23 protein-coding genes are annotated in these 20199 nt (G+C 67.5%); 9 read left to right on the top strand and 14 right to left on the bottom strand.

Annotation, left to right across the window (positions count from 1 at the left end):
• Nucleotides 1-17 precede the first annotated feature (17 nt).
• The 7 genes from ligA to AC1RNQ_RS01660 form a co-directional block, all read right to left on the bottom strand.
• A complete protein-coding gene (ligA, locus tag AC1RNQ_RS01630) occupies nt 18-2192 on the bottom strand; it encodes an NAD-dependent DNA ligase LigA (RefSeq protein ID WP_493168380.1) in 2175 nt (724 codons plus the stop codon).
• A complete protein-coding gene (locus AC1RNQ_RS01635; RefSeq protein ID WP_493168382.1) occupies nt 2189-2581 on the bottom strand; it encodes a putative quinol monooxygenase in 393 nt (130 codons plus the stop codon). The genes ligA and AC1RNQ_RS01635 overlap by 4 nt, the downstream gene beginning before the upstream one ends.
• A complete protein-coding gene (locus tag AC1RNQ_RS01640; RefSeq protein ID WP_493168384.1) occupies nt 2578-3276 on the bottom strand; it encodes a GNAT family N-acetyltransferase in 699 nt (232 codons plus the stop codon). Before AC1RNQ_RS01640 ends, AC1RNQ_RS01635 begins: the two co-directional genes overlap by 4 nt.
• A complete protein-coding gene (locus tag AC1RNQ_RS01645) occupies nt 3273-3650 on the bottom strand; it encodes an endonuclease domain-containing protein (protein WP_493168385.1) in 378 nt (125 codons plus the stop codon). Before AC1RNQ_RS01645 ends, AC1RNQ_RS01640 begins: the two co-directional genes overlap by 4 nt.
• Nucleotides 3651-3807: 157 nt before the next feature.
• On the bottom strand, nt 3808-5478 hold the full coding sequence (recN, locus tag AC1RNQ_RS01650; protein ID WP_493168387.1) for a DNA repair protein RecN: 1671 nt from the start codon (nt 5476-5478) through the stop codon (nt 3808-3810).
• A 46-nt stretch (nt 5479-5524) separates the two neighbouring features.
• Complete coding sequence (locus AC1RNQ_RS01655) at nt 5525-6319, bottom strand: outer membrane protein assembly factor BamD (RefSeq protein ID WP_493168389.1); 795 nt, start codon at nt 6317-6319, stop codon at nt 5525-5527.
• A 62-nt stretch (nt 6320-6381) separates the two neighbouring features.
• Nucleotides 6382-7062, bottom strand: a complete 681-nt coding sequence (locus AC1RNQ_RS01660) for a peptidylprolyl isomerase (RefSeq protein ID WP_493168390.1) — start codon at nt 7060-7062, stop codon at nt 6382-6384.
• Between the two features lie 213 nt (nt 7063-7275).
• On the opposite strand from AC1RNQ_RS01660, the gene AC1RNQ_RS01665 reads away from it, so the two are divergent.
• From AC1RNQ_RS01665 to AC1RNQ_RS01705, 9 genes are all read left to right on the top strand, one after another.
• On the top strand, nt 7276-7851 hold the full coding sequence (locus AC1RNQ_RS01665) for a hypothetical protein (RefSeq protein ID WP_493168391.1): 576 nt from the start codon (nt 7276-7278) through the stop codon (nt 7849-7851).
• A 14-nt stretch (nt 7852-7865) separates the two neighbouring features.
• Nucleotides 7866-8330, top strand: a complete 465-nt coding sequence (locus AC1RNQ_RS01670; RefSeq protein ID WP_493168392.1) for a hypothetical protein — start codon at nt 7866-7868, stop codon at nt 8328-8330.
• Nucleotide 8331: 1 nt separating this feature from the next.
• Complete coding sequence (locus AC1RNQ_RS01675) at nt 8332-9588, top strand: hypothetical protein (RefSeq protein ID WP_493168394.1); 1257 nt, start codon at nt 8332-8334, stop codon at nt 9586-9588.
• On the top strand, nt 9585-10082 hold the full coding sequence (locus tag AC1RNQ_RS01680; protein ID WP_493168396.1) for a hypothetical protein: 498 nt from the start codon (nt 9585-9587) through the stop codon (nt 10080-10082). The genes AC1RNQ_RS01675 and AC1RNQ_RS01680 overlap by 4 nt, the downstream gene beginning before the upstream one ends.
• Complete coding sequence (locus tag AC1RNQ_RS01685) at nt 10079-10549, top strand: hypothetical protein (protein WP_493168397.1); 471 nt, start codon at nt 10079-10081, stop codon at nt 10547-10549. The genes AC1RNQ_RS01680 and AC1RNQ_RS01685 overlap by 4 nt, the downstream gene beginning before the upstream one ends.
• A gap of 71 nt (nt 10550-10620) precedes the next feature.
• A complete protein-coding gene (locus tag AC1RNQ_RS01690; protein ID WP_493168399.1) occupies nt 10621-11001 on the top strand; it encodes an ArsR/SmtB family transcription factor in 381 nt (126 codons plus the stop codon).
• Complete coding sequence (locus AC1RNQ_RS01695; RefSeq protein WP_493168401.1) at nt 10998-11531, top strand: SRPBCC family protein; 534 nt, start codon at nt 10998-11000, stop codon at nt 11529-11531. The genes AC1RNQ_RS01690 and AC1RNQ_RS01695 overlap by 4 nt, the downstream gene beginning before the upstream one ends.
• Before the next feature lie 112 nt (nt 11532-11643).
• The gene (locus AC1RNQ_RS01700) at nt 11644-12639 is read left to right on the top strand and encodes an alpha/beta hydrolase (protein ID WP_493168403.1); all 996 of its coding nucleotides are present in this window, start codon (nt 11644-11646) and stop codon (nt 12637-12639) included.
• A gap of 53 nt (nt 12640-12692) precedes the next feature.
• On the top strand, nt 12693-13346 hold the full coding sequence (locus AC1RNQ_RS01705; protein ID WP_493168405.1) for a hypothetical protein: 654 nt from the start codon (nt 12693-12695) through the stop codon (nt 13344-13346).
• A 252-nt stretch (nt 13347-13598) separates the two neighbouring features.
• Here the strand turns inward: AC1RNQ_RS01705 and pnp are convergent, their stop codons facing one another.
• The 7 genes from pnp to AC1RNQ_RS01740 form a co-directional block, all read right to left on the bottom strand.
• Complete coding sequence (gene pnp / locus AC1RNQ_RS01710; protein WP_493168407.1) at nt 13599-15923, bottom strand: polyribonucleotide nucleotidyltransferase; 2325 nt, start codon at nt 15921-15923, stop codon at nt 13599-13601.
• A gap of 193 nt (nt 15924-16116) precedes the next feature.
• Complete coding sequence (gene rpsO, locus AC1RNQ_RS01715) at nt 16117-16386, bottom strand: 30S ribosomal protein S15 (protein ID WP_077147162.1); 270 nt, start codon at nt 16384-16386, stop codon at nt 16117-16119.
• A gap of 25 nt (nt 16387-16411) precedes the next feature.
• On the bottom strand, nt 16412-17422 hold the full coding sequence (truB, locus tag AC1RNQ_RS01720) for a tRNA pseudouridine(55) synthase TruB (protein WP_493168409.1): 1011 nt from the start codon (nt 17420-17422) through the stop codon (nt 16412-16414).
• A gap of 34 nt (nt 17423-17456) precedes the next feature.
• Complete coding sequence (locus tag AC1RNQ_RS01725; protein ID WP_493168411.1) at nt 17457-17882, bottom strand: DUF6491 family protein; 426 nt, start codon at nt 17880-17882, stop codon at nt 17457-17459.
• 131 nt (nt 17883-18013) lie between these two features.
• Nucleotides 18014-18556, bottom strand: coding sequence for a GNAT family N-acetyltransferase (locus AC1RNQ_RS01730; RefSeq protein WP_493168413.1), 543 nt, complete (start codon nt 18554-18556; stop codon nt 18014-18016).
• Nucleotides 18549-19163 carry a thymidine kinase gene (locus AC1RNQ_RS01735; RefSeq protein ID WP_493168415.1) on the bottom strand — a complete coding sequence of 205 codons (615 nt, stop codon included), beginning with the start codon at nt 19161-19163 and terminating at the stop codon, nt 18549-18551. Before AC1RNQ_RS01735 ends, AC1RNQ_RS01730 begins: the two co-directional genes overlap by 8 nt.
• Nucleotides 19164-19205: 42 nt before the next feature.
• The gene (locus AC1RNQ_RS01740; RefSeq protein WP_493168417.1) at nt 19206-20153 is read right to left on the bottom strand and encodes a bifunctional helix-turn-helix transcriptional regulator/GNAT family N-acetyltransferase; all 948 of its coding nucleotides are present in this window, start codon (nt 20151-20153) and stop codon (nt 19206-19208) included.
• Between the last annotated feature and the right edge of the window lie 46 nt (nt 20154-20199).

The following is a 20199-nucleotide window of genomic DNA, read 5'->3' on the forward strand; positions in this document are numbered from 1 at the left end:
CCGTCCCGGGGAGGATCTCACCCCGCCGCCTCCACAATCTTGGCCCATTCACCCTCGTCGATCACGCGGATGCCGAGCGCGGACGCCTGCTTGAGCTTCGACCCTGCGCCGGGGCCCGCGACGACCAGGTCGGTCTTGGCGCTGACGCTGCCCGCGGCCTTGGCGCCGAGCGCTTCGGCCTGCGCCTTGGCCTCGTCGCGGCTCATGGTTTCGAGCTTGCCGGTGAAGACGACGGTCATGCCCGACACCTCGCTTTCGCGTGTTTCGACCACATAGGGCGGCGGCGATACTTCCGACAGCAGATCGTCCCACAGCGCGCGATTGTGCGGCTCGTGGAAAAAATCGCCGAGCGCCTCGGCGACCGCGGGACCGATGCCATCGGCGCGGACTTCGAGGATCGCCTTGATCGCATCGAGCTTGCGGCCGGCATATTTGCCGTCCGATTCGCCCTCGCCCTGCGGATTTTCCTCGAGCCAGGCGTGAAGCTCGGCCGCCTTTTCGGGCAGCCGCGCGATGTCGCCGAGGCCCTTGAGCAGGTCGCGCGCGGTCACCGCACCGACGTGGCGGATGCCGAGCCCGAAGAGCAGCCGCGCGGCGTCGGGCTGCCGCTTCGCCTCGATCGCGGCGAAGAGATTGTCGACCGACTTTTCCTTCCACCCCTCGCGGATGAGCAATTCCTCGCGATGCGCCTTCAGCCGAAAGATGTCGGCGGGCCCCTTGTCGAGCCAGCCGAGGTCGAGGAACTCCTGGATGCTCTTCTCGCCCAGCCCCTCGATATCGAGCGCGCCGCGGCTGACGAAGTGGCGCAAGCGCTCGAACTTCTGCGCGTTGCAGATCAGGCCGCCGGTGCAGCGCACATCGACCTCCCCCTCCTCGGCGACCGCCTCGCTGCCGCACACCGGACAGTGGTCGGGGAAGATGTATGCCGCGCGATCCTCGTCGCGGGTGAGATTCTCGACCACCTGCGGGATCACGTCGCCGGCGCGCTGGATGACGACGCGGTCGCCGGGGCGCACGCCGAGGCGGCCGATCTCGTCGCGGTTGTGGAGCGTGACGTTCGACACCACGACGCCGCCGACGGTGACGGGGGTCAGGCGTCCCACCGGGGTGAGCTTGCCGGTGCGGCCGACCTGGATGTCGATGGCTTCCAACGTCGTTTGCGCGCGTTCGGCGGGGAATTTATGCGCTATGGCCCATCTTGGAGCCTTCGCCACGAAACCGAGGCGGCCCTGCCAGTCGAGCCGGTCGACCTTGTAGACGACGCCGTCGATATCGTAGGGCAGTTCGGCGCGTGTCGCCTCGATCGTCCGGTAATGCGCGAGGACATCGGCGACGCTTTCGAAGCGACGGAGCAGCGGCGACACGGGCACGCCCCAGGCCTCGATGCGCTTCATCATGGCATATTGGGTGTCGGCGGGCACATCGCTGACCTCGCCCCAGCCGTGCGCGAGGAAGCGCAGCGGGCGCGAGGCGGTGATGCTCGCGTCCTTCTGGCGCAGCGAGCCCGCGGCGGCGTTGCGCGGATTGGCGAACTGGCGAACGGTCGCGGGGTCGAATTCGACCTCGCGCTGCACCGCGAGCGCCTGCCCTTCTTCCATCAGCCGCGCGTTGAGCGCGGCGAAGTCGGTCTTGGCCATATAGACCTCGCCGCGGATCTCGAAGACGTCGGGGGTCTTGCCCGCCAGCTGCTGCGGAATGTCGGCGATCGTCGCGACGTTCGGCGTAACGTCCTCGCCGACGCTGCCGTCGCCGCGCGTCGCGGCCTGCACGAGTTTGCCCTTTTCGTAGCGCAGCGAGCAGGACAGGCCGTCGATCTTGTCCTCGGCGGTCAGCGCGACAGTGTCGCCCTCGCCGAGGTTCAGGAAGCGCCGCACGCGCGCGCCGAACTCCGCGACATCCTCGCCGCTGAACGCATTGTCGAGGCTCATCATCCGCTGCCGGTGCGTGACCTTGGCGAGCGGCGACGCCTCGACCGCGGCGCCGACCGCATTGTTCGGGCTGTCGGCGCGGATCAGGTGCGGGAAAGCGGCTTCGAGCGCGTTGTTGCGGCGGACGAGTGCATCATAATCGGCGTCCGAAATCTCGGGCGCATCCTCGGCATGATAGCGCTTGCTGTGATAGGCGATGGTCTTCGCAAGCCGCATCAATTCATTGGCGGCATCGGCTTCGGACAGCGATTCAATCTCGGTCATGCACCGGTCTTTGCCACCGGCTTGAACTCGGCGCGAGTACCAAATCCCGCGATCAGCGGGCGCCCCTTTTTGATCGCCGCCTGCACCGCGGGCAGCCCCAGCGACGCCGCATGCGCCTCCTTGCTGTCCCACAGTTCGACGATCCAGATCGCGTCGGGGTTCGCGCTGTCCTCGCCGATCAGATAGGCGATATTGCCGGGCATTTCGCCCGTCCCTTCGGCGAGCGCCGCGACCAGTTCGGCGCGCTTGCCGGGCTGCGCGATCATCTGGCCGAGCAGGCCATATTGCGGGTCGGCTTCTTCCATGATGTCCTCCAGGGCGCGAAGCTTCGCGGTCGGCAGCAGCGCCGCAGCCATCGCGAGCAGCGCGAGATGCTCGCGGCGGTTCATTTCGCGATCACCAGCACATGCACCTGCCGCCGGATGCGGAAGCCGAGCGATTCATAGAGCGCGATCGCGCCCGCATTGTCGGCATAGCTGTGCAGGAAGGGCGTTTCGCCGCGCGCCACCATCGCGCGCATGACATGCCCGATCAGCGCGCGCGCGAGCCCGCGGCCACGGCAATCCTCCCAGGTCGCGACGCCGCTGACCTCGGCCATGCCGGGCAACAGGATGCGCTGGCCGGCCATGGCGAGCAGACGGCCGTTTTCGCGCCCATCCTCACGAACACCGAAAAAGGGGCCGTAAAGATGCGTCTTGGGTCCCCATGGACCCGGCTTGGCGTGATCGGCGAGCGCCGCCATTTCGGGGGCGTCGGCGTCGCCGAGCGCGAGGATCGGCGGCTCGCTGGCGCGCGGTGCGGGCAGCGAGCCCTCGGCGACCATCTGCGTCAGGACCGCGCGCTTCACCTCGTGCGCGCCGGGCGGCACCGGCCAGGGCTCGCCCTCGACGATCCACAATTCGCCGTCATCGGGGACCAGCGCAGCAAGCGCCGCCTGCGCGTCGGGACCGGTATCGGTCGCAACGCCGAACACGCCATAGCCGCGGTCGATGCGGACGGCGCGCGCGTCGCCCTCGGCCAGATGCGCCTGACGGCCGGTGAGCATGTTCCAGATCGGGCGGTCGAGGGGATGGGCGGTCGTCATTCGGAGTTACCGTGCGATGGCCATCGGTCAGGCAATCGGGAAGCGACATCTTCGATATATTTTGCGACGCCGTCCATATTCTTGAGCACGTCCTCATTCGTCACGCGGATGGTATGATGTCCATATTGTGCCGCTATCCGGCGGTCCAGCGCGTCATCTCGTTCGCGGTCGTGCGTATTCCCGTCGATTTCGACGATGAGTCCTTTTGCAGGGCAAAAGAAATCAACGATGCGGTTGCCGATCGTCGTCTGCCGCCTGAATTTAAGGTCATTGATCTTCGCGCCAGACAGGTAGCGCCATAGCCGCTTTTCGGCCTCAGTCGGTTCCCGCCGCATATTGGCCGCGCGGTCCAGCAGGGTCTTGCGGCTCACCATTAAAGCCCCTCCTCTTCAGAGGAGGGGTTGGGGTGTTGGCGCGCGATAGCGCGCGCGGTTCATTGCACCACCCCGCTGCGACTAGACCCGGCTACGCCGGACCAAGTCTCGCTGCCCCTCCTCTGAAGAGGAGGGGTTTTGGGATCTCCATGGCGGTTCACCCCACGGTCTCCAGCAACCGTTCGGCCTGCGCCCTGGCTTCGTCGGTCACTTCCGCGCCGGACAGCATGCGCGCGATTTCCTCGCGGCGTTCGGCTTCGCCCAGCGCGCGGACGCCGGTGCGGGTCACCGTGCCTTCGCTCGACTTGGCGATCAGGAAGTGCGCCGCGCCTTTCGCTGCGACCTGCGGGCTGTGCGTCACCGCGAGCAATTGCTTGCCCGCGCCCGCAAGCCTTGCGAGCCGTTCGCCGATCGCGCTCGCCACCGCGCCGCCGACGCCGCGGTCGATTTCGTCGAAGATGATCGTGTCCGCGCCGCCCTCCTCGGCGAGCGCGACCTTGAGCGCAAGGATGAAGCGCGAGAGTTCGCCGCCCGACGCGATCTTGACCAGCGGCGCGAATGGCGCGCCGGGGTTGGTCGAGATGAGATATTCGACGCGGTCCATGCCGCCCTCGCCCCAGCGCTCGGCGGGCAGGCGCTCGACGAGCGTCTGGAAGCGCGCGGCGTCGAGCTTGAGCGGTTTCAGTTCGCCCGCGACTGCGGTGTCGAGTCGCGCCGCGGCCTTGCTCCGCGCGTCCGACAGCGCGGTCGCGGCGTGGGTGTAGGCGGCAGCCTTGGCCGCGACCTCGGCCTCGAGCTTGGCGAGGCCTTCGCTGCCGCCCTCGATCGCATCGAGCCGCGCGGCGAGGTCGCCCGCAAGCTCCGCCAGCGCGTCGGGCTGGACATGGTGCTTGCGCGCCATCGCGCGGAGTTCGAACAGCCGCGTCTCGGTCTCCTCGAGCCGCGCGGGATCATATTCGAGCGCGCGTGCGGCTTCGTTCAGCCTTTGCTCGGCCTCGTCGGCCTCGATGATCGCGCGGTCGAGCCCGGCCAGCGCCTCGGCGAGCAGGACATGATCGCCCGCGAGCCGGTCGAGCCGCCGCGCCGCGGCGCGGAGCTGCGCGGGGCCGCTGTCGCTGCCCTCGAACGCCGCCATGATCGCGCCCATGTCCTCGGCGATCCGCTCGCCCTTCTGCATCGTCGCGCGTTCCTCGGCGAGTTGGGCTTCCTCGCCCGGCTGGGGGGCAAGCGCCGCCAGCTCCGCAACGCAGTGCGTCAGCCACTCGCGATCGCGCTCGGCCTCGTCGAGCGCCGCGCGCGCCGCCGCGAGCCGCGCCGCGGCCGCGCGCCATTCGCCGTGCGTCGCCGCGACCGCCGCCGTGTCGCACCGGCCATAGGTATCGAGCAGCGCGCGGTGCCCCGCGGGCGCGAGCAGGCCGCGGTCGTCGTGCTGGCCGTGGATCTCGACCAGATGCCCGCCGACTTCGCGCAGCAGCGCCGCCGAGCAGGGCTGGTCGTTCAAAAAGGCGCGGCTGCCGCCGTCGGCCTTCAAGGTGCGGCGGATCAGCAAGGGCTCGCCGGGCTCGAGCTCGAGCTCGTTGTCGGCGAGCAGCACAGCGAGCGCGGTCCCCGGTGCGGGCGGCGCGAAGCTCGCCGTCACCTGCGCCTTGTCGCTCCCTTGGCGCACCAGCGTGCTGTCGGCGCGCGCACCGAGCGCGAGGCCCAGCGCGTCGAGCAGGATCGACTTGCCCGCCCCGGTCTCGCCCGTGAGCACGCCGAGCCCGGCCGCGAAATCGAGGTCGAGCCGTTCGATCAGGACGATATTGGCGATGGACAGGGCCGTCAGCATGACAAGCCCTTACCGCAGAACAAAAAGCGAATCTACGCCGCGCGCATCACGCCGTCGGCGCATGCTTCTGCATCAGCTTATAGGCGCGGTCGTACCATTCGCTGCCGGGATAATTGGCGCCGAGCACCGCCGCCGACTTCTTCGCCTCGGACGGCACGCCGAGCGCGAGATAGCATTCGGTCAGGCGATAGAGCGCCTCGGCCGTGTGGCTGGTCGTCTGGAACTTCTCGGTCACTTCGCGGAAGCGGATCGACGCGGCGAGCCAGTTCGAGCTGCGCTGGTAGAAGCGGCCAATCTCCATCTCCTTGCCCGCGAGATGGTCCTGCACCAGGTCGACCTTCAGCCGCGCGTCGGCGGCGTAGCGGCTGTCGGGATAGCGGCGGATTACCTCGCCCAGCGCAGCCAGCGCCTGCTGGGTGATCTTCTGGTCGCGGGTGACGTCGCTGATCTGCTCATAATAGCTGAGCCCGATCAGATAATAGGCATAGGGCGCGTCCTTGTTGCCCGGGTGGATCGCGAGGAAGCGCTGCGCCGCCTCGATCGCCGGGGTATATTCGCGGTCCATATAATAGCTGAAGCTGCTCATCAGCTGCGCGCGGCGCGCCCAGGGCGAATAGGGATGCTGGCGCTCGACCTCGTCGAACAGCGCCGCGGCGAGGCCGTAATTGCCCTGGTCGAGCCGGTCCTGCGCCGCGCGATAGAGCGTGCTGACGTCGCGCGCGACATAGCGCGTGTCCTTTTTGACGCCGGCGCCGCCGCCGCAGGCGGCGAGCAGGGGGGTGATCACAAGGGCGGCGGCGAGCAGGCGCGTCGAGGCGCGCAGGGTGGGACGCTGAGTCATGCGCGCGGTATAGCCACAGCGCGCATGAACGCAAAATAAATGATCGGGATGTGGGCGCGGAATTACGGCGCCTTGACGATACAGCCTTTCGGCGCGTCGGCGGGAGCCGCGACGCGGCGTGCGCTCTTGATCACGATCATCGGATCGAGGATCTGCCCGACCATCACGCCCTCGCCCGCGGTCGGCGAAATCGGCGCTGTGAAGATCTTCTCGGCCACATCCGCGCCGCCGACCAGCTCGCCGAACACCGCGAAACCCACATTGTCGCCGCTCTGCGCCGGATCGGCGTTGAAGCCGGGGATGTCCGAGAGCAACAGGAAGAAGTCGGTGGTCGCGTCGCCCGGCGCGAGCCGCGCCATCACCAGCGCGCCCTTGCAATTGGTGAGGCCGGTGACGTTGGTCGGCTCGTGCGCGATCTGCGGATAATTTTTGCGCGCGTCGCCGCGGTTGCCCGCCTGGATCAGCTGGCTCGCCGGCCCCCAACTCCTGGTCGAGCGATAGAAGCTGAAACCGTCCATCCGCTTGGAATCGACATAGCGCAGGAAATTCCTGGCGCTGACCGGTGCGCGCTTGTCCTCGAGGCGGACGGTGAGGGTACCGAGGTCGGTGGCCAGCGCGACATAGGGGCGCGTATCGGGCGCCGCGGGCTGCGGGGTGGCGGCGACCGGCTGCGGGTCGGGCGGCGGCGGGGCGGCGGGTTCGGCGGCCGCGAGGGCGAGCGTGGCGAGAAGGCTGGCGATCATCTTGTCCTTATGAAGCCATGGCGGGGCGGACGGAAGATGTTTCGAGCATCGCGCCGCGCCGTAGCCATCGGCACGACGCCAGCGAGAGTCGCGCCGCGCGCCCGCTCCCCGATATTCAAGTATTGGTTTGCCGGCCGGCCGGGATCATGATAATTTCGGCAGAACCATAATAATAATGGTCGCGATTCCTGGGGTTTGGTTCGGGGGGAATCGATGGATCGGACGAAATTTTTCAGCACGCTTCGTGGCGGCATATTGGGCCCAACGCTTTCGAACGACGAAGTTTCGGGATGCGAGGCGATCCTGAACGCGATGGACGCGCTGCCCATCGCCTATTGCGCCTATGCCTTCGCGACCGCCTATCATGAAACCGCGTCGACGATGCAACCGGTGCGCGAGGCCTATTGGCTCAGCGAGAATTGGCGCCGCGCCAACCTCAGCTACTATCCGCATTATGGCCGCGGCTATGTCCAGCTGACGCACAAGAGCAATTATCAGAAGGCCGACACCAAGCTCGGCCTCGGCGGCACGCTCGTCGCCAACCTCGATCGCGCGCTCGAACCCGGTATCGCGGCGCGCGTCATGCGGCGCGGGATGATCGAGGGCTGGTTTCGCGGCGACGGCCAGGGACGCCATACGCTGGCGCGGCACCTGCCCGAAAGCGGCGACGGCACCCTCGCGCAGTTCATCACCGCGCGCGACATCATCAACGGCGGCCGCGACAAGGCCAAGCTGATCGCGCGCTATGCGCTGCAGTTCCAGGACGCGCTGCGCACGGCCGGCTGGTAGGAAGGGAGACCGAGATGCGCGAACTGACCTTGCCGGTGCTGCCCGCGGGCATGAGCATCGGAAAGGCGCTGCAGCGGATGAACGCCGCCGGCACCTCGGCCTGCGTGACACGCGTCGCGGGCATCCCCGCGGTGATCGACGTCGAAGCGCTGCGCAACGCCGCAAAGGGCAATATCTCGGTGATCGGCGGCGCGAAGCCGACGCAGCGGTCGGTGACGCTGCCTCCGCCGCTGCGTGGGATGGACGCCAGCACGCACGACGCGCTGGAAATGCACGAAGCGAGCTTCGGCATCGGCGGCACGGGCGGCGGTCAGGCCCAGGTGATCAGCATCCAGGAAGGCGTCGGCGCGCCGCTCGAAGCGCGGACCTCCTATTGGCAGTGCCGCAAGAACAAGAACCACATCTTCGCGCCGGGAACGCTGATCAAGACGGGTTTTTGCAACCATCACAAAAATGTGCCGGTCGACCTGGTGAACTGAGATGGGCGTCGGCGACCTGCTCACCAGCTTCAAGGGCTTTTTCAGCCGGGCCTTCTGGCTGGGCGCCTTCCTGCCCGTCGCGATCGTCGCCGCGGTGCATGCCGCGATCGCCGACGCGGTCGTGCCGGTCGATGTCGGCGCGTGGGTCGTGACGGCGGTGAGCAGCGAACCCGGTACGACCGTCGTCGCCATCGCCGCAATCCTGTTCCTGGCCTATGCGCTGGCGCCGGTCACGACGATCGCCGGGGCGATCCTCGACGGGTCGGTGATGCCGAAGCGTCTGCACGAGTCGCTGCGCAAGGCGCGCTTCGCCGACTGGAACGCCGACGCCGAAGCGATCAACGCGGCACGCATCGATTATGCAAAGGTGCAGACGCTGCGCGGCGGCCTGATCGAGAGGCTCCAGAACGCCCGCGAGGTGGGCGCGGCCAAGCCGCAGCCCGATCTCGCCGCGATCGAAGCCGCCGAAACCGCGGTGGCCGATCTCGACGCCGCGGTGGCGCGGCTGATCGAGGCGACCGAGCCGGGCGCGGCGCTGGAGGCGCGGCTGCACGCCACGGCCGCGACGGTTCAAAAGGCGCTCGAAGCCTGCTCGGCCGACGAGCAGGACGATTGGTCGCAGCGGCTCGACCGGACGCAGACCGGTTTCGACGAAGCGATGCTGCGGATCGAGAGCGAGTACAGGCACCGCCGCGACGCCGCCCAGTCGCGCGCCTTCCTCGACGATCCGGTCGACTGGCAACCGACGCGCTTCGGCGATGCGCGCCAGCTCTGCGACCGTTTCTGCCGCGATTCCTATGGCGTGCCCTTTTCCTTCCTCTGGCCGCGCGTCCTGCTGGCGATGAACGGCGCGGGCGAGGCCGATGAAGACAAGGGCCTGCCGCGCACGGTCGTCGACGGGTCGGCGCAGGTGGAATTCGCCGTCCTGCTGCTGGCGCTGGCGGTGACCGTCCCCGCCTTCTGGCTGCCCTATATCGTGATCGCCAACAAGTCGCTCGCCGCCTTCGTGCTGATCGGCGTGCTCGCGCCTGTCGTGCTCGCGGCGCTCTACGAGCTCGCGGTGCAGAGCGAAGTGCGCTTCGCGAACAGCGTCAATTCGGCGGTCGACCGCTACCGGCTCGACGTCTTTCCGCTGCTCAAGCTCAAGCCGCCGACGACGCGCTCGGCCGAGCGCGCCTTGTGGCGCAAGCTGCACAATGCCCGCGTCGCGGACAGCGGCGTCGAACTCGTCTATCATTATCCGGGACCGAGCGCATGAGAATGGGTGACTTTATCGCGATGCTCTATCTGGCCCTGCTGATCGCGGGCGCCCTCCTCCTGCTGTGGCTCAAGAACGACCCCGTGCCCGAGATGCGTGCCGCGCGCGCCTTGCCGCAGGGGCATCTGATCGACAGCGGCGACGTCGTCCTCTCCGGCGGCGCGCGCTACCTGACCAAGGCGGTTGCCCCCGGCGCGCGGATCGGGGCGTCGAACTCGGCGAGCATTCCGTCGAACCGCACCCGTCCGGGCCTCGTCCCCGTCCTGCTCGAAATGGACGACGCCGCGAACCGCGACGCCGCCCGCGCCGGCCGCAACGTCTGGCTCTGCCCCGCGAAGACCGCCGACGCGCCGCCGGTGCAGATCGTCTCGCCGCTGTGCGGCGCGCCCGGCGCCGCCTGCATGGCGGTCGTCGGCGTCCCGCCGGAGCGCGCGGCCGAGATCGCCGCATCGCCGCCCAAATTATCGACCAAGCCCTGTGGACCAATTTTATGACCATGACCTGGACCGCCATCACGACCAAGGACATCGGCGCGGGGCCGATCACCGCGCCTTGGACCGTCGCCACCGATCCCTTCGAGGATTTCGACCATCTGCTGATCGAGGCCGAGGGCGAATGGAGCCTGTTCGGCGCGCCGGGCATCGCCTGCGGGCCCGACGGAATCGCGGGCGTGCCGCTCGATCCGGCGGCGTTCGTCGTCACCGCCTGCCGTCCGGGCGCGCTGATCGGCAAGCTCGGCGGCAGTTCGGCGGCGCGCAACACCGCCGCGGCCGAGGCGCCTCTCGCGGAGGGCGCGACCCCGCCGCCCTATTCGCCGACAAGCTTCGCCATCGGAACGCGCGCGATCATCCCGGTACCGGCGAATTGCTATGGCCCGCTGTTCGTCGGCTTCAACCTCGTCGCGGGGGCGATCGAGCTCAAATCGCTGAAACTCACGGTCAAGGGCGCGAAGCTCGCATAGCGCCAGGCCTGCCCGGGACTTAATTCAACCAATCAGTTGACAATATCGCCTGATCGCTCATATTCAACCCTATGGTTGAATATGATTCGCAGACCCTCGACACGATCTTCCACGCGCTCGGCGACGCCACGCGGCGCGCGATGCTCGGCGAACTGGCCGCCGGGCAGCGCAGCGTCGGCGAGCTCGCCGAGCCCTTCGCCATGTCGCTCGCCGCGGCGTCGAAGCATATCAAAATGCTCGAACGCGCCGGGCTGGTGCGCCGCGAGGTGCGCGGGCGCACGCATGTCTGCAGCCTCGACCCCGCGCCGCTGATGAGCGCCGACCAGTGGCTCGGCGTCTATCGCCGCTTCTGGACCGGCCGCCTCGACACTCTCGAAGCGCTGCTGCGCGCGGAGGACACCCCACCCCTGCCGAAGAAACCCCTCCCCGGGAAAGAAGGAGAAGAGAAATGACCGCGATGCTGGCCGACGACAATTACGGCATGCTCACCGAACCCGCGACGCTGACCCTTCAGCGTCTGCTCCCCGGACCGATCGAGCGCGTCTGGGCTTACCTCACCGACGGCGAGCTGCGCCGCCAGTGGCTCGCCGCGGGCGCGATGGAGGAAAAGGTCGGCGCCCCGGTCGAGTTCGTCTGGCGCAACGACGCGCTGACCGATCCGCCCGGCGCGCGGCCCGAGGGCATGGACACCGAACATCGCATGACGTGCGAGATCACCGCGATCGCGCCGCCGCACAACCTGTCGATCAGCTGGGGCAGCACCGGCGGCGTCACCTTCCGCCTCGAAGAACGCGGCGACGAGGTGCTGCTGACGATCGTCCACAAACGCATCGAGGATCTGAACATCCGCCTCAACGTCAGCGCCGGCTGGCACGCGCATGTCGACGTGCTCGAGGCGCGGCTGCGCGGGACGACCCCGGCGCCGCACTGGGACAATTGGGTGCGGCTGCGCGGCGACTATGCTGCGCGCTTTGCAAGCTGAGCAGGCGACGGGCAGGATCGGAAGGGGCCGCGTCGCGCGGCCCCTTCATTTTTCGATAGCCATCCGCCGCGCTGTACTATATCGATAATACAGCAACAGGGAGGGGTGGCCCATGAAGCGGAGATGGAAGATCGCGTTGGGCGTGCTGGGCGCGCTCGTTGTCGTGGGCGGCGGCGGTTTCGCCTATATGCTGACCGCCGACCCCAAGCCCGCCAGGACCGTCGAAGCGGGTCCGACCGGCCAGCGGATCGCCGCGGACGGCATCCTCGCCAATTTTTATCCCGCGAGCGGCCCGGGCCCGCACCCCGCGATCCTGCTGCTCGGCGGCTCCGAAGGCGGCCTGGGCAAGGACATGCGCGCGCAGGCGCTGGCGTTGCAGGCCGAGGGTTTTACGACGCTCCAGCTCGCCTATCATAACGCGCCGGGCAAATCGGCGAAGCTCAAGAACATCCCACTCGAGGATTTCTACACGGGCCTCGACTGGCTGAAGAAGCAGCCTGGGGTCGATGCCGAACGCGTCGGCATCGTCGGCTATTCGAAGGGCGCCGAGGCGGGGCTGCTCGTCGCGACACGCTATCCCGGCATCCGCGTCGCGGCGCTCGGCATGCCGTCGAGCGTCGTATGGGACGGGATGAGCGGCGAGAATTACATGCTCGGCTCGTTCAGCTCGTCGTGGAGCGAAAAGGGCGAACCGGTGCCGCACCTCGCCTATAAGGGCCAACCCGGTGGCGACGGGCTGATGCCGGTGTTCGTGAACGGGCTCAAGGAGCTGGACCAGAATCCCGCCGCGGCCATCCCGGTCGAGAAATATGCGGGCAAGCTGCTGCTCGTCTGCGGCGAGGCCGAGACATTATGGCCGAGCTGCCCGATGACCGACCAGATCGCCGCGCGCGCGAAGGCCAAGGGCGCCGCCGCGCCGCTGGTGCTGCGCTACAAGGATGCCGGCCACGGCGTGATGGGGGTGCCCTTTGCCGTGGCGGCGGAGGCGAAGCACTGGAGCAAGCTCGGCGGCACCGCCGAGGGCAATGCCGCGGCGCGCGCCGACAGCTGGCCGAAGATCGTCGCCTTTCTGAAGGCCGAGCTGGCACCCGTCGCCGCACCGCGCTGACCGCCCTGCATCTGGCGATTGGAACGGCGACGGGGTCGCGCTAGCATGGCGCGATGAGCGACACGCCCGAACCCCCGCCCGCTGCGCCGCCGCCGGACTTTCCCGTCCGCCTGCTGCGCTATCTGCCGATCGTCACCGTGGCTCATTTCCTGATCGGCCTGCCCGCGCTGATCGCCTCGCTCGCGCTCGCCTATTTCGCCTTCGTCCAGGCCGATGCGACGCGCAAGATGCAGACCGGCGGGGTGATGCCCTTCGTCACCGTGGGCACCAGCAATGTCGATGATGACGGCAAGGCCAATATCTCGCTGTCGATGACCAACAATGGCGTCGGCCCGGCGATCATGGGGCCGGTCGAGATCCGCTATCGCGGCAAGGCGATCACCGGGCCGGGCGAATTGCTGCAAAGCTGCTGCAGCGGCGGCGACACCAAGAGCATGTCCTTCGCCACCTCGCCGTCGACGGGCATCGCCGTGCGCCCCGGTGAACAGCTGCGCTTCATCGGCCTGCCGCGCACGCCCGACAGCGAAGCCGTCTGGCTGGCGTTCAACCGCGAGCGCTGGAAGCTCGATATCCGCGCCTGTTATTGCTCGATCTACGGCGACTGCTGGGTCACCGAGGGCATGCAGGCGGTGCCCAAGGCGGTAAAGGCCTGCCCCACCAACTGGACGCCGTACCGCGAGGACGCCGCGCGCCGGCTGGGCGGATAGGGGGCGGGAGCGGACGCAATAATCCTCCCTGCGGCATAGCCGTGGGGAGGGGGACCATGCGAAGCATGGTGGAGGGGTCGAGGCCTTGGGCGTCGGCTTCAGGCTGCCACCCCTCCACCACCGCTTCGCGGCGGTCCCCCTCCCCATCGCTTCGCGACAGGGAGGATTAGGGTGGCCGCTCCTCTACCCCAAACCTGACAAAAAAGGGGCCGCCTCTCGGCAGCCCCTTTCCTGTTCCGATAAAAGAAGCGCTCAGTCCTTCAGGAAGTCGGGCACATGGCCCTGGTCTTCGGGACCTTCGCTACGCTCGCGGCGCCCTTCGCTTCGGGGGCCGCGGTCGCCGCCGCCGTCGCGGCGCGGACCGCGGTCACGACCGCCACCGCCGTCGCGGCGGGGGCCACGGTCGCGGTCGCCGCCATCACGGCGCGGGCCGCGATCGCCGCGCGGTTCGCGGGGTTCGCGCGCCGGGCGGGTGTCTTCGAGTTCCTCGCCGGTTTCCTGGTCGACGACGCGCATCGACAGGCGGACCTTGCCGCGCTGGTCGATCTCGAGGACCTTGACCTTGACTTCCTGGCCTTCGCTGAGGACGTCCGCGACCTTTTCGACGCGCTCGTTCTTGATTTCGCTGACGTGGACGAGACCGTCCTTGCCGCCCATGAAATTCACGAACGCCCCGAAATCGACGAGGTTGACGACCTTGCCGTCATAGATCTTGCCGACTTCGGCTTCCTCGACGATGCCGCTGATCCACTTGCGGGCCGCCTCGATCTGGTCGAGGTCGCTCGACGAGATCTTGATCAGGCCTTCGTCGTCGATGTCGACCTTGGCGCCGGTGGTCGCGACGATCTCACGGATCACCTTGCCGCCGGTGCCGATGATGTCGCGGATCTTCGACTTGTCGATCTGCATCGTTTCGATGCGCGGCGCGTGCGCCGACAGCTCGGTGCGGGCTTCGCCCAGCGCCTTCGCCATTTCGCCGAGGATGTGCGCGCGGCCTTCCTTCGCCTGGTTCAAAGCGGCCTCGAAGATTTCGCGCGTGATGCCCGCGATCTTGATGTCCATCTGCATCGTGGTGATGCCTTCGGACGTGCCCGCGACCTTGAAGTCCATGTCGCCGAGATGATCTTCGTCACCAAGGATGTCCGACAGGATCGCATAATCCTTGCCTTCGAGGATCAGGCCCATCGCGATGCCCGAAACCGGGCGCTTGATCGGCACACCGGCGTCCATCATCGCGAGCGACCCGCCGCAAACCGACGCCATCGACGACGAGCCGTTCGACTCGGTGATGTCGCTGGTGATGCGGATCGTGTAGGGGAATTCGTCCTTCGTCGGCAGCACCGCGTGCAGCGCGCGCCAGGCCAGCTTGCCATGGCCGATGTCGCGGCGGCTGGGGGCGCCGAAGCGACCGACTTCACCGACCGAGTAGGGCGGGAAGTTATAGTGCAGCATGAAGTTCGAGTAGGACAGGCCATTGAGGCCGTCGATCATCTGCTCGCTGTCCTTGGTGCCCAAGGTGCAGGTTGCGATCGTCTGCGTCTCGCCGCGCGTGAACAGCGCCGAGCCATGCGCGCGGGGCAGGAAGTGCGTCTCGGCAAGGATCGGACGAATCTGCGTCGTCGTGCGGCCGTCGATGCGCTTGCCGTCCTTGAGGATGGCGCCGCGAACGATTTCGGCTTCGAGCTTCTTGACCAGCTTGCCGGCGGCCATCTGGTCCTGCGGCGCGGCGTCGGCGAAGGCAGCCTTGGCGGCGGCGCGGGCAGCGTTCAGCGCGTTCGAGCGGGCCGATTTGTCGGTCAGCTTGTACGCGGCGGCGATGTCCTTGCCGATCAGCTTCTTGAGCTTGTCCTTGGCGGCAGTCAGGTCGGCCTGTTCGGCCATGTCCCAGGGATCCTTGGCCGCCTGTTCGGCGAGCTTCACGATCGCCTTGACGACCTCCTTGCACGCATCGTGCGCGAACAGCACGGCGCCGAGCATGATCTCTTCCGACAGCTCATTGGCTTCGGATTCGACCATCATCACCGCGTCGTACGTGGCGGCGACGACGAGGTCGAGATCGCCCGCGGCAACCTGTTCGTCGGTCGGGTTCAGGATATATTCGCCGTCGACATAACCGACGCGCGCGGCGCCGATCGGACCCATGAAGGGCACGCCCGAGATGGTGAGCGCGGCCGACGCGGCGACCATCGCGAGGATGTCGGGCTCGTTGTGGCCGTCATAGCTCAGGACCTGGGCAATGACGTTGATTTCGTTGTAGAAACCTTCGGGGAACAGCGGACGGATCGGACGATCGGTCAAACGCGAAACCAGGGTTTCCTTTTCGGTCGCACCGCGTTCGCGCTTGAAGAAGCCGCCGGGGATGCGGCCTGCGCCCGAATATTTTTCCTGATAATGGACGGTGAGCGGGAAGAAATCCTGCCCTTCCTTGACCGTCTTGGCGGCGGTGACCGCGGCCAGGACCATCGTTTCGCCGAGCGTCGCGACAACCGCGCCGTCGGCCTGGCGGGCAACCTTGCCCGTTTCGAGGGTCAGCGTTTCACCGCCCCACTCGATCGATACTTTTTTCACGTCAAACATGGTGTTTCCTTCGCCCGCCGGGCCCTATGCCGGGCGGGGCCTCTGTGTCCGGGCAATCCGGCCCGGGGCGGTACGGGGCGCTTTGATGCCCCTGTGGCGGTCCCGCCGGATGCGGGAGCGGCCCTGCGGTCGCGCGCTATGCGAGCAACCAAAATGAAAGCGGCCCCGGTGATCCGGGGCCGCCCTCGCATTCTTATTTGCGAAGACCCAGCTTCGCGATCAGGTCGGCGTAGCGGCCCTCGTCCTTCTTCTTCAGATAGTCGAGCAGGCTGCGGCGCTTGTTGACCATCATCAGCAGCCCGCGGCGGCTGTGATTGTCCTTGTGGTTCGCCTTGAAGTGATCGGTCAGGTTGTTGATGCGATCGGTCAGGATCGCGACCTGGACCTCGGGCGAACCCGTGTCACCGGCTTCGCGGGCATGTTCCTTGATGACTTCGGCCTTGCGCTCGGCGGTAATCGACATAGTTTTTTCCTTCGAACATCGTGTTTTACAGGTTGAAGCCGCGCACGACCTTCAGCGTTCCCGCCAAAGCCTCGATCAGGGCGATCGGACGATTGTCGCCGTCGCGTCCCCAATAGAGCCCGTCATCCGCGCTTACCCCGGTCCAGACACGACCCTGGCGGATCGCCCCTGCCGCTTCCGGGGAAAGGTTCAGAGCCGGGATGTCGACCAGCCCTGCCTCGAGCGGCAGAATTACTTCTGATTGGGCGGCCCCTTGGCCGAAAGCGTTCAATTTGTCCAGCGAAATCGCCTGTTCCACGGTGAACGGCCCCGCGCGCGCGCGGCGCAGCATCGTGACGTGCCCGACGGTGCCGAGCGCCAGCGCGATGTCGCGCGCAAGGCTGCGGATATAGGTGCCCTTCGAGACATGCGCGGTGAGGGTGATTTCCTCCAGATCCTCCCCGGCACGGGGAGGGGGACCATCCGCAGGATGGTGGAGGGGCACAGGCGGTTTGCGCAAGGCATCGGCGGAGCGCTGGGCCGAGAGTGCCCCTCCACCAGCTTCGCTGGTCCCCCTCCCCGTTCCGGGGAGGATCGCCAAGCTGTAGACCGTCACCCCCCGCGCCTTCATCTCGACCGTCTCGCCCTTGCGCGCGCGGTCATAGGCGCGCTCGCCGTCGATCTTGATCGCGGAGTGCGCCGGCGGCACCTGTTCGATCGGCCCGGTGAAGCGCGGCAGCACCGCCGCGACCTCGGCCAGCGTCGGGCGGATGTCGCTCGTCGCGACCACCGCCCCCTCGGCGTCGAGCCCGTCGGTCTGCGCCCCGAAGCGGACCGTGAAGTCGTAGACCTTGCTCGCGTCGAGCATCCGCCCGCACAGCTTGGTCGCCTCGCCGAGCGCGATCGGCAGCACCCCGGTCGCGAGCGGGTCGAGCGTGCCGCCATGGCCGACCTTGACCTTGCCCAACCCCGCCTCGCGGCAGACGCGCTTGACCGCGCCGACCGCCTGCGTCGAGCCGAGCCCCAGGGGTTTGTCGAGGATGATCCAGCCGTTCATTGCCGCGCGCGCTTGGGCGCGGCGGGGCCGCTTGTCAATTTGAGTCGGACGCCTTCGCGGCTTCCTTCGCTTCCTTGGCGAGCTTCAGCCGCTCCTTGCGCGGCAACGGCTTTTCGGCGGTGACGAAGGAGGTAAAGGCGCAGCGTTGGCCGTTGACGATGATCGCACCGAACTTGTCGAGCCGCGACGTGCCGCGCGTGTCGATCGCGATCGCCTGGACGAAGTCGAGATCGGGGCAATAGCCGGTGAGCTTGGCATAATACCAGTCGCGGCGCTGGTCCTCGATCCAGATGCCGTCGTCGCCGTCGGCCTCGAAATTGCGGACGGTGCCATAGGCGGGAAAGGCGATGCTCGCCTCGACGCCGATTGCACGCGCGTCCTTGGCGGGCTCGTCGGCCGCCGCTGCAGAAAGGGGAAGCAGCAAGGCGGCCAGGGAGAGTGCGAGTTTCTGTTTCATCATGCGGCGCGTTTTAGCACGGAGAATCTGAACTAGGGCTGACCTGTATCTTTCGTCATCCCGGCGAAGGCCGGGATCTCACCCTATCGTACTGACGCACCGGCGAGATCCCGGCCTTCGCCGGGATGACGAGACTAAGGGCGCCCCGCCCACTCCCCCGCCAGCAGCGACCAGAGCGCGGTGTCGCGGACATGGCCGGTCCAGGTGATACGCTCGGACCGAAGCGTCGCTTCCTTGGTGCAGCCGAGCTTGGCGACCGCGGCCTGCGATCGCGCGTTGCGCTCGTCGATGCGGAATTCGATGCGGCGGATGCCGACCGCGAAGGCATGATCGATCATCAGCTTCTTCAATCGCCCGTTGAAGCCGGTGCCGCGCGCGTCGGGATGGATGAAGCTGTTGCCGATCTCGACCGTCTGCGCCGACATATCGGGACGCAGCCAGGCGGTCATGCCGATCAATCGGGCGCCGTCGAACACCGCATAGGGCATGCGGCCGCCGCGCCCGATCAGCGTGTCGAAACTGGCGTCGAAATGGCCGGGACCGAAGCTCGACGAATAGATCGGCCAGATGTCGGCATCGGCCGCGCAGACAGTGCGCAGCGCCTCGCGGTGCTCCTCGGCGAGCTTGACCAGTTTCAGGTCGCCATCGGCGAGTTCGGCATAGAGACGGTCAAGCATCGGCGCCTATCTCCCTTGGCGCCGCCGCAGCTTCGCGCCGTTTCGCCATGAAATGGCGACGGCACATCGCGACATAGCGGTCGTTGCCGCCGATCTCGGTCTGCGCGCCCTCGACCACCGCGCGGCCCGTTTCGTCGACGCGCAGGTTCATCGTCGCCTTGCGCCCGCATTCGCACACCGCCTTCAGCTCGACGAGCGCATCGGCGATGCCGAGCAATGCCGCCGAGCCGGGGAACAGCTCGGCCGAAAAATCGGTGCGCAGGCCGTAGCAGAGCACCGGGATATTCGCTTCGTCGGCGAGCGCCGCGAGCTGGAACACTTGGCGTTTCGACAGGAACTGCGCCTCGTCGACGAGCACGCAGGCGAGCGGACGCTGGCGGTTCTCGGCGAGCACCGCGGCGGCGATGTCGCTGTCGGGATCGAACTTGTGCGCCTCGGCCATCAGCCCGATGCGGCTGGTCACTTGTCCGGCGCCATAACGGTCGTCGAGCGCCGCGGTCCACAGCATCGTCTCCATGCCGCGCTCGCGATAGTTGAAATCCGCCTGCAGCAGCGTCGTCGATTTGCCGGCGTTCATGCTGGCGTAGTAGAAATAGAGCTTGGCCATGCGCCGCTGCTTAGGATCAATCCCGGCGCGGTTCCACCCCGTTCAGTCGGCGAGGATCAGGCGCCAGCTTTCGCTCACTTCGGGCTTGCCGAAATCGTCATGGGTCTCGACCGACTCGACGACGAATCCCTGCGCGGCGTAGATCTTCCGCGCGCTGGTCAGCACGGCGTGCGTCCACAATATGATCTCCCGATAGCCCGCCGCGCGCGCGAACTCAACGCAGCGCCCGACGAGGTCGGCGCCGATCCCCAGCCCGCGCGCCTCGGGCTCGACATAGAGCAGGCGCAGCCGCGCGACGCGTTCGTCCTCGGCGACGAGGAAGACCGAGCCGAGCATGCGCCCCGCACGCTCGGCGATCCAGCATTGCTCGCGCCCGGGCTGGAAGTCGCGAAGGAAGGCGGTGGTGATCTCGCCGATCAGCGCCTCCATCCGCGTGCCCCAGCCATAGGCCTGCTGATACAGGATCGATTGGCGCGCGGTGACCATGCCCATGTCGCCGACCGTCCAGGTCCGGATATGGCAGGCCTGCCCTTCGGCACGCCCCAGCCGGTCGGCGATCCAGTCGACCGCGGCGTTCAGCGCCGCGATGTCGTGCCCCGGCAACCCGTCCAGCAGCCGTGCCGTCTCGTCGAAGGTTCGGGCGTCGAGCGCGGCAAAGGCGGCGCGGCCTTCGGGCGTGAGCATGATCGGCCGCTCGCGTGCATCGGCGCCGCGCCCGCGCTCGATCCAGCCGCGCCGGGCGAACTTGCCGACGATGCGGCTGAGGTAACCGGCATCGACCCCGACCGCTTCCTGGATCGCTTTGGCCAGCACGGGTTCGCCGACCGCGATCTCATAGAATATCCGCGCTTCGACCAGCGACAGCTCGCTGCCCATATAGTGCGGATCGAGCGCGCCCATCCGCCGGGTATAAAAGCGGTTGAAGCGCCTGAGTGCGGCAACGGCGGAGGTGAGCGCGGGATTCGGGGGGAGGGCAGCGGCTTCGGTCATGCCATCTTCGTCGGTCAAATAGTTGCCGATGTCAACTATTGAATGG

Source organism: Sphingopyxis sp. GW821-FHT12F08, assembly GCF_058806755.1.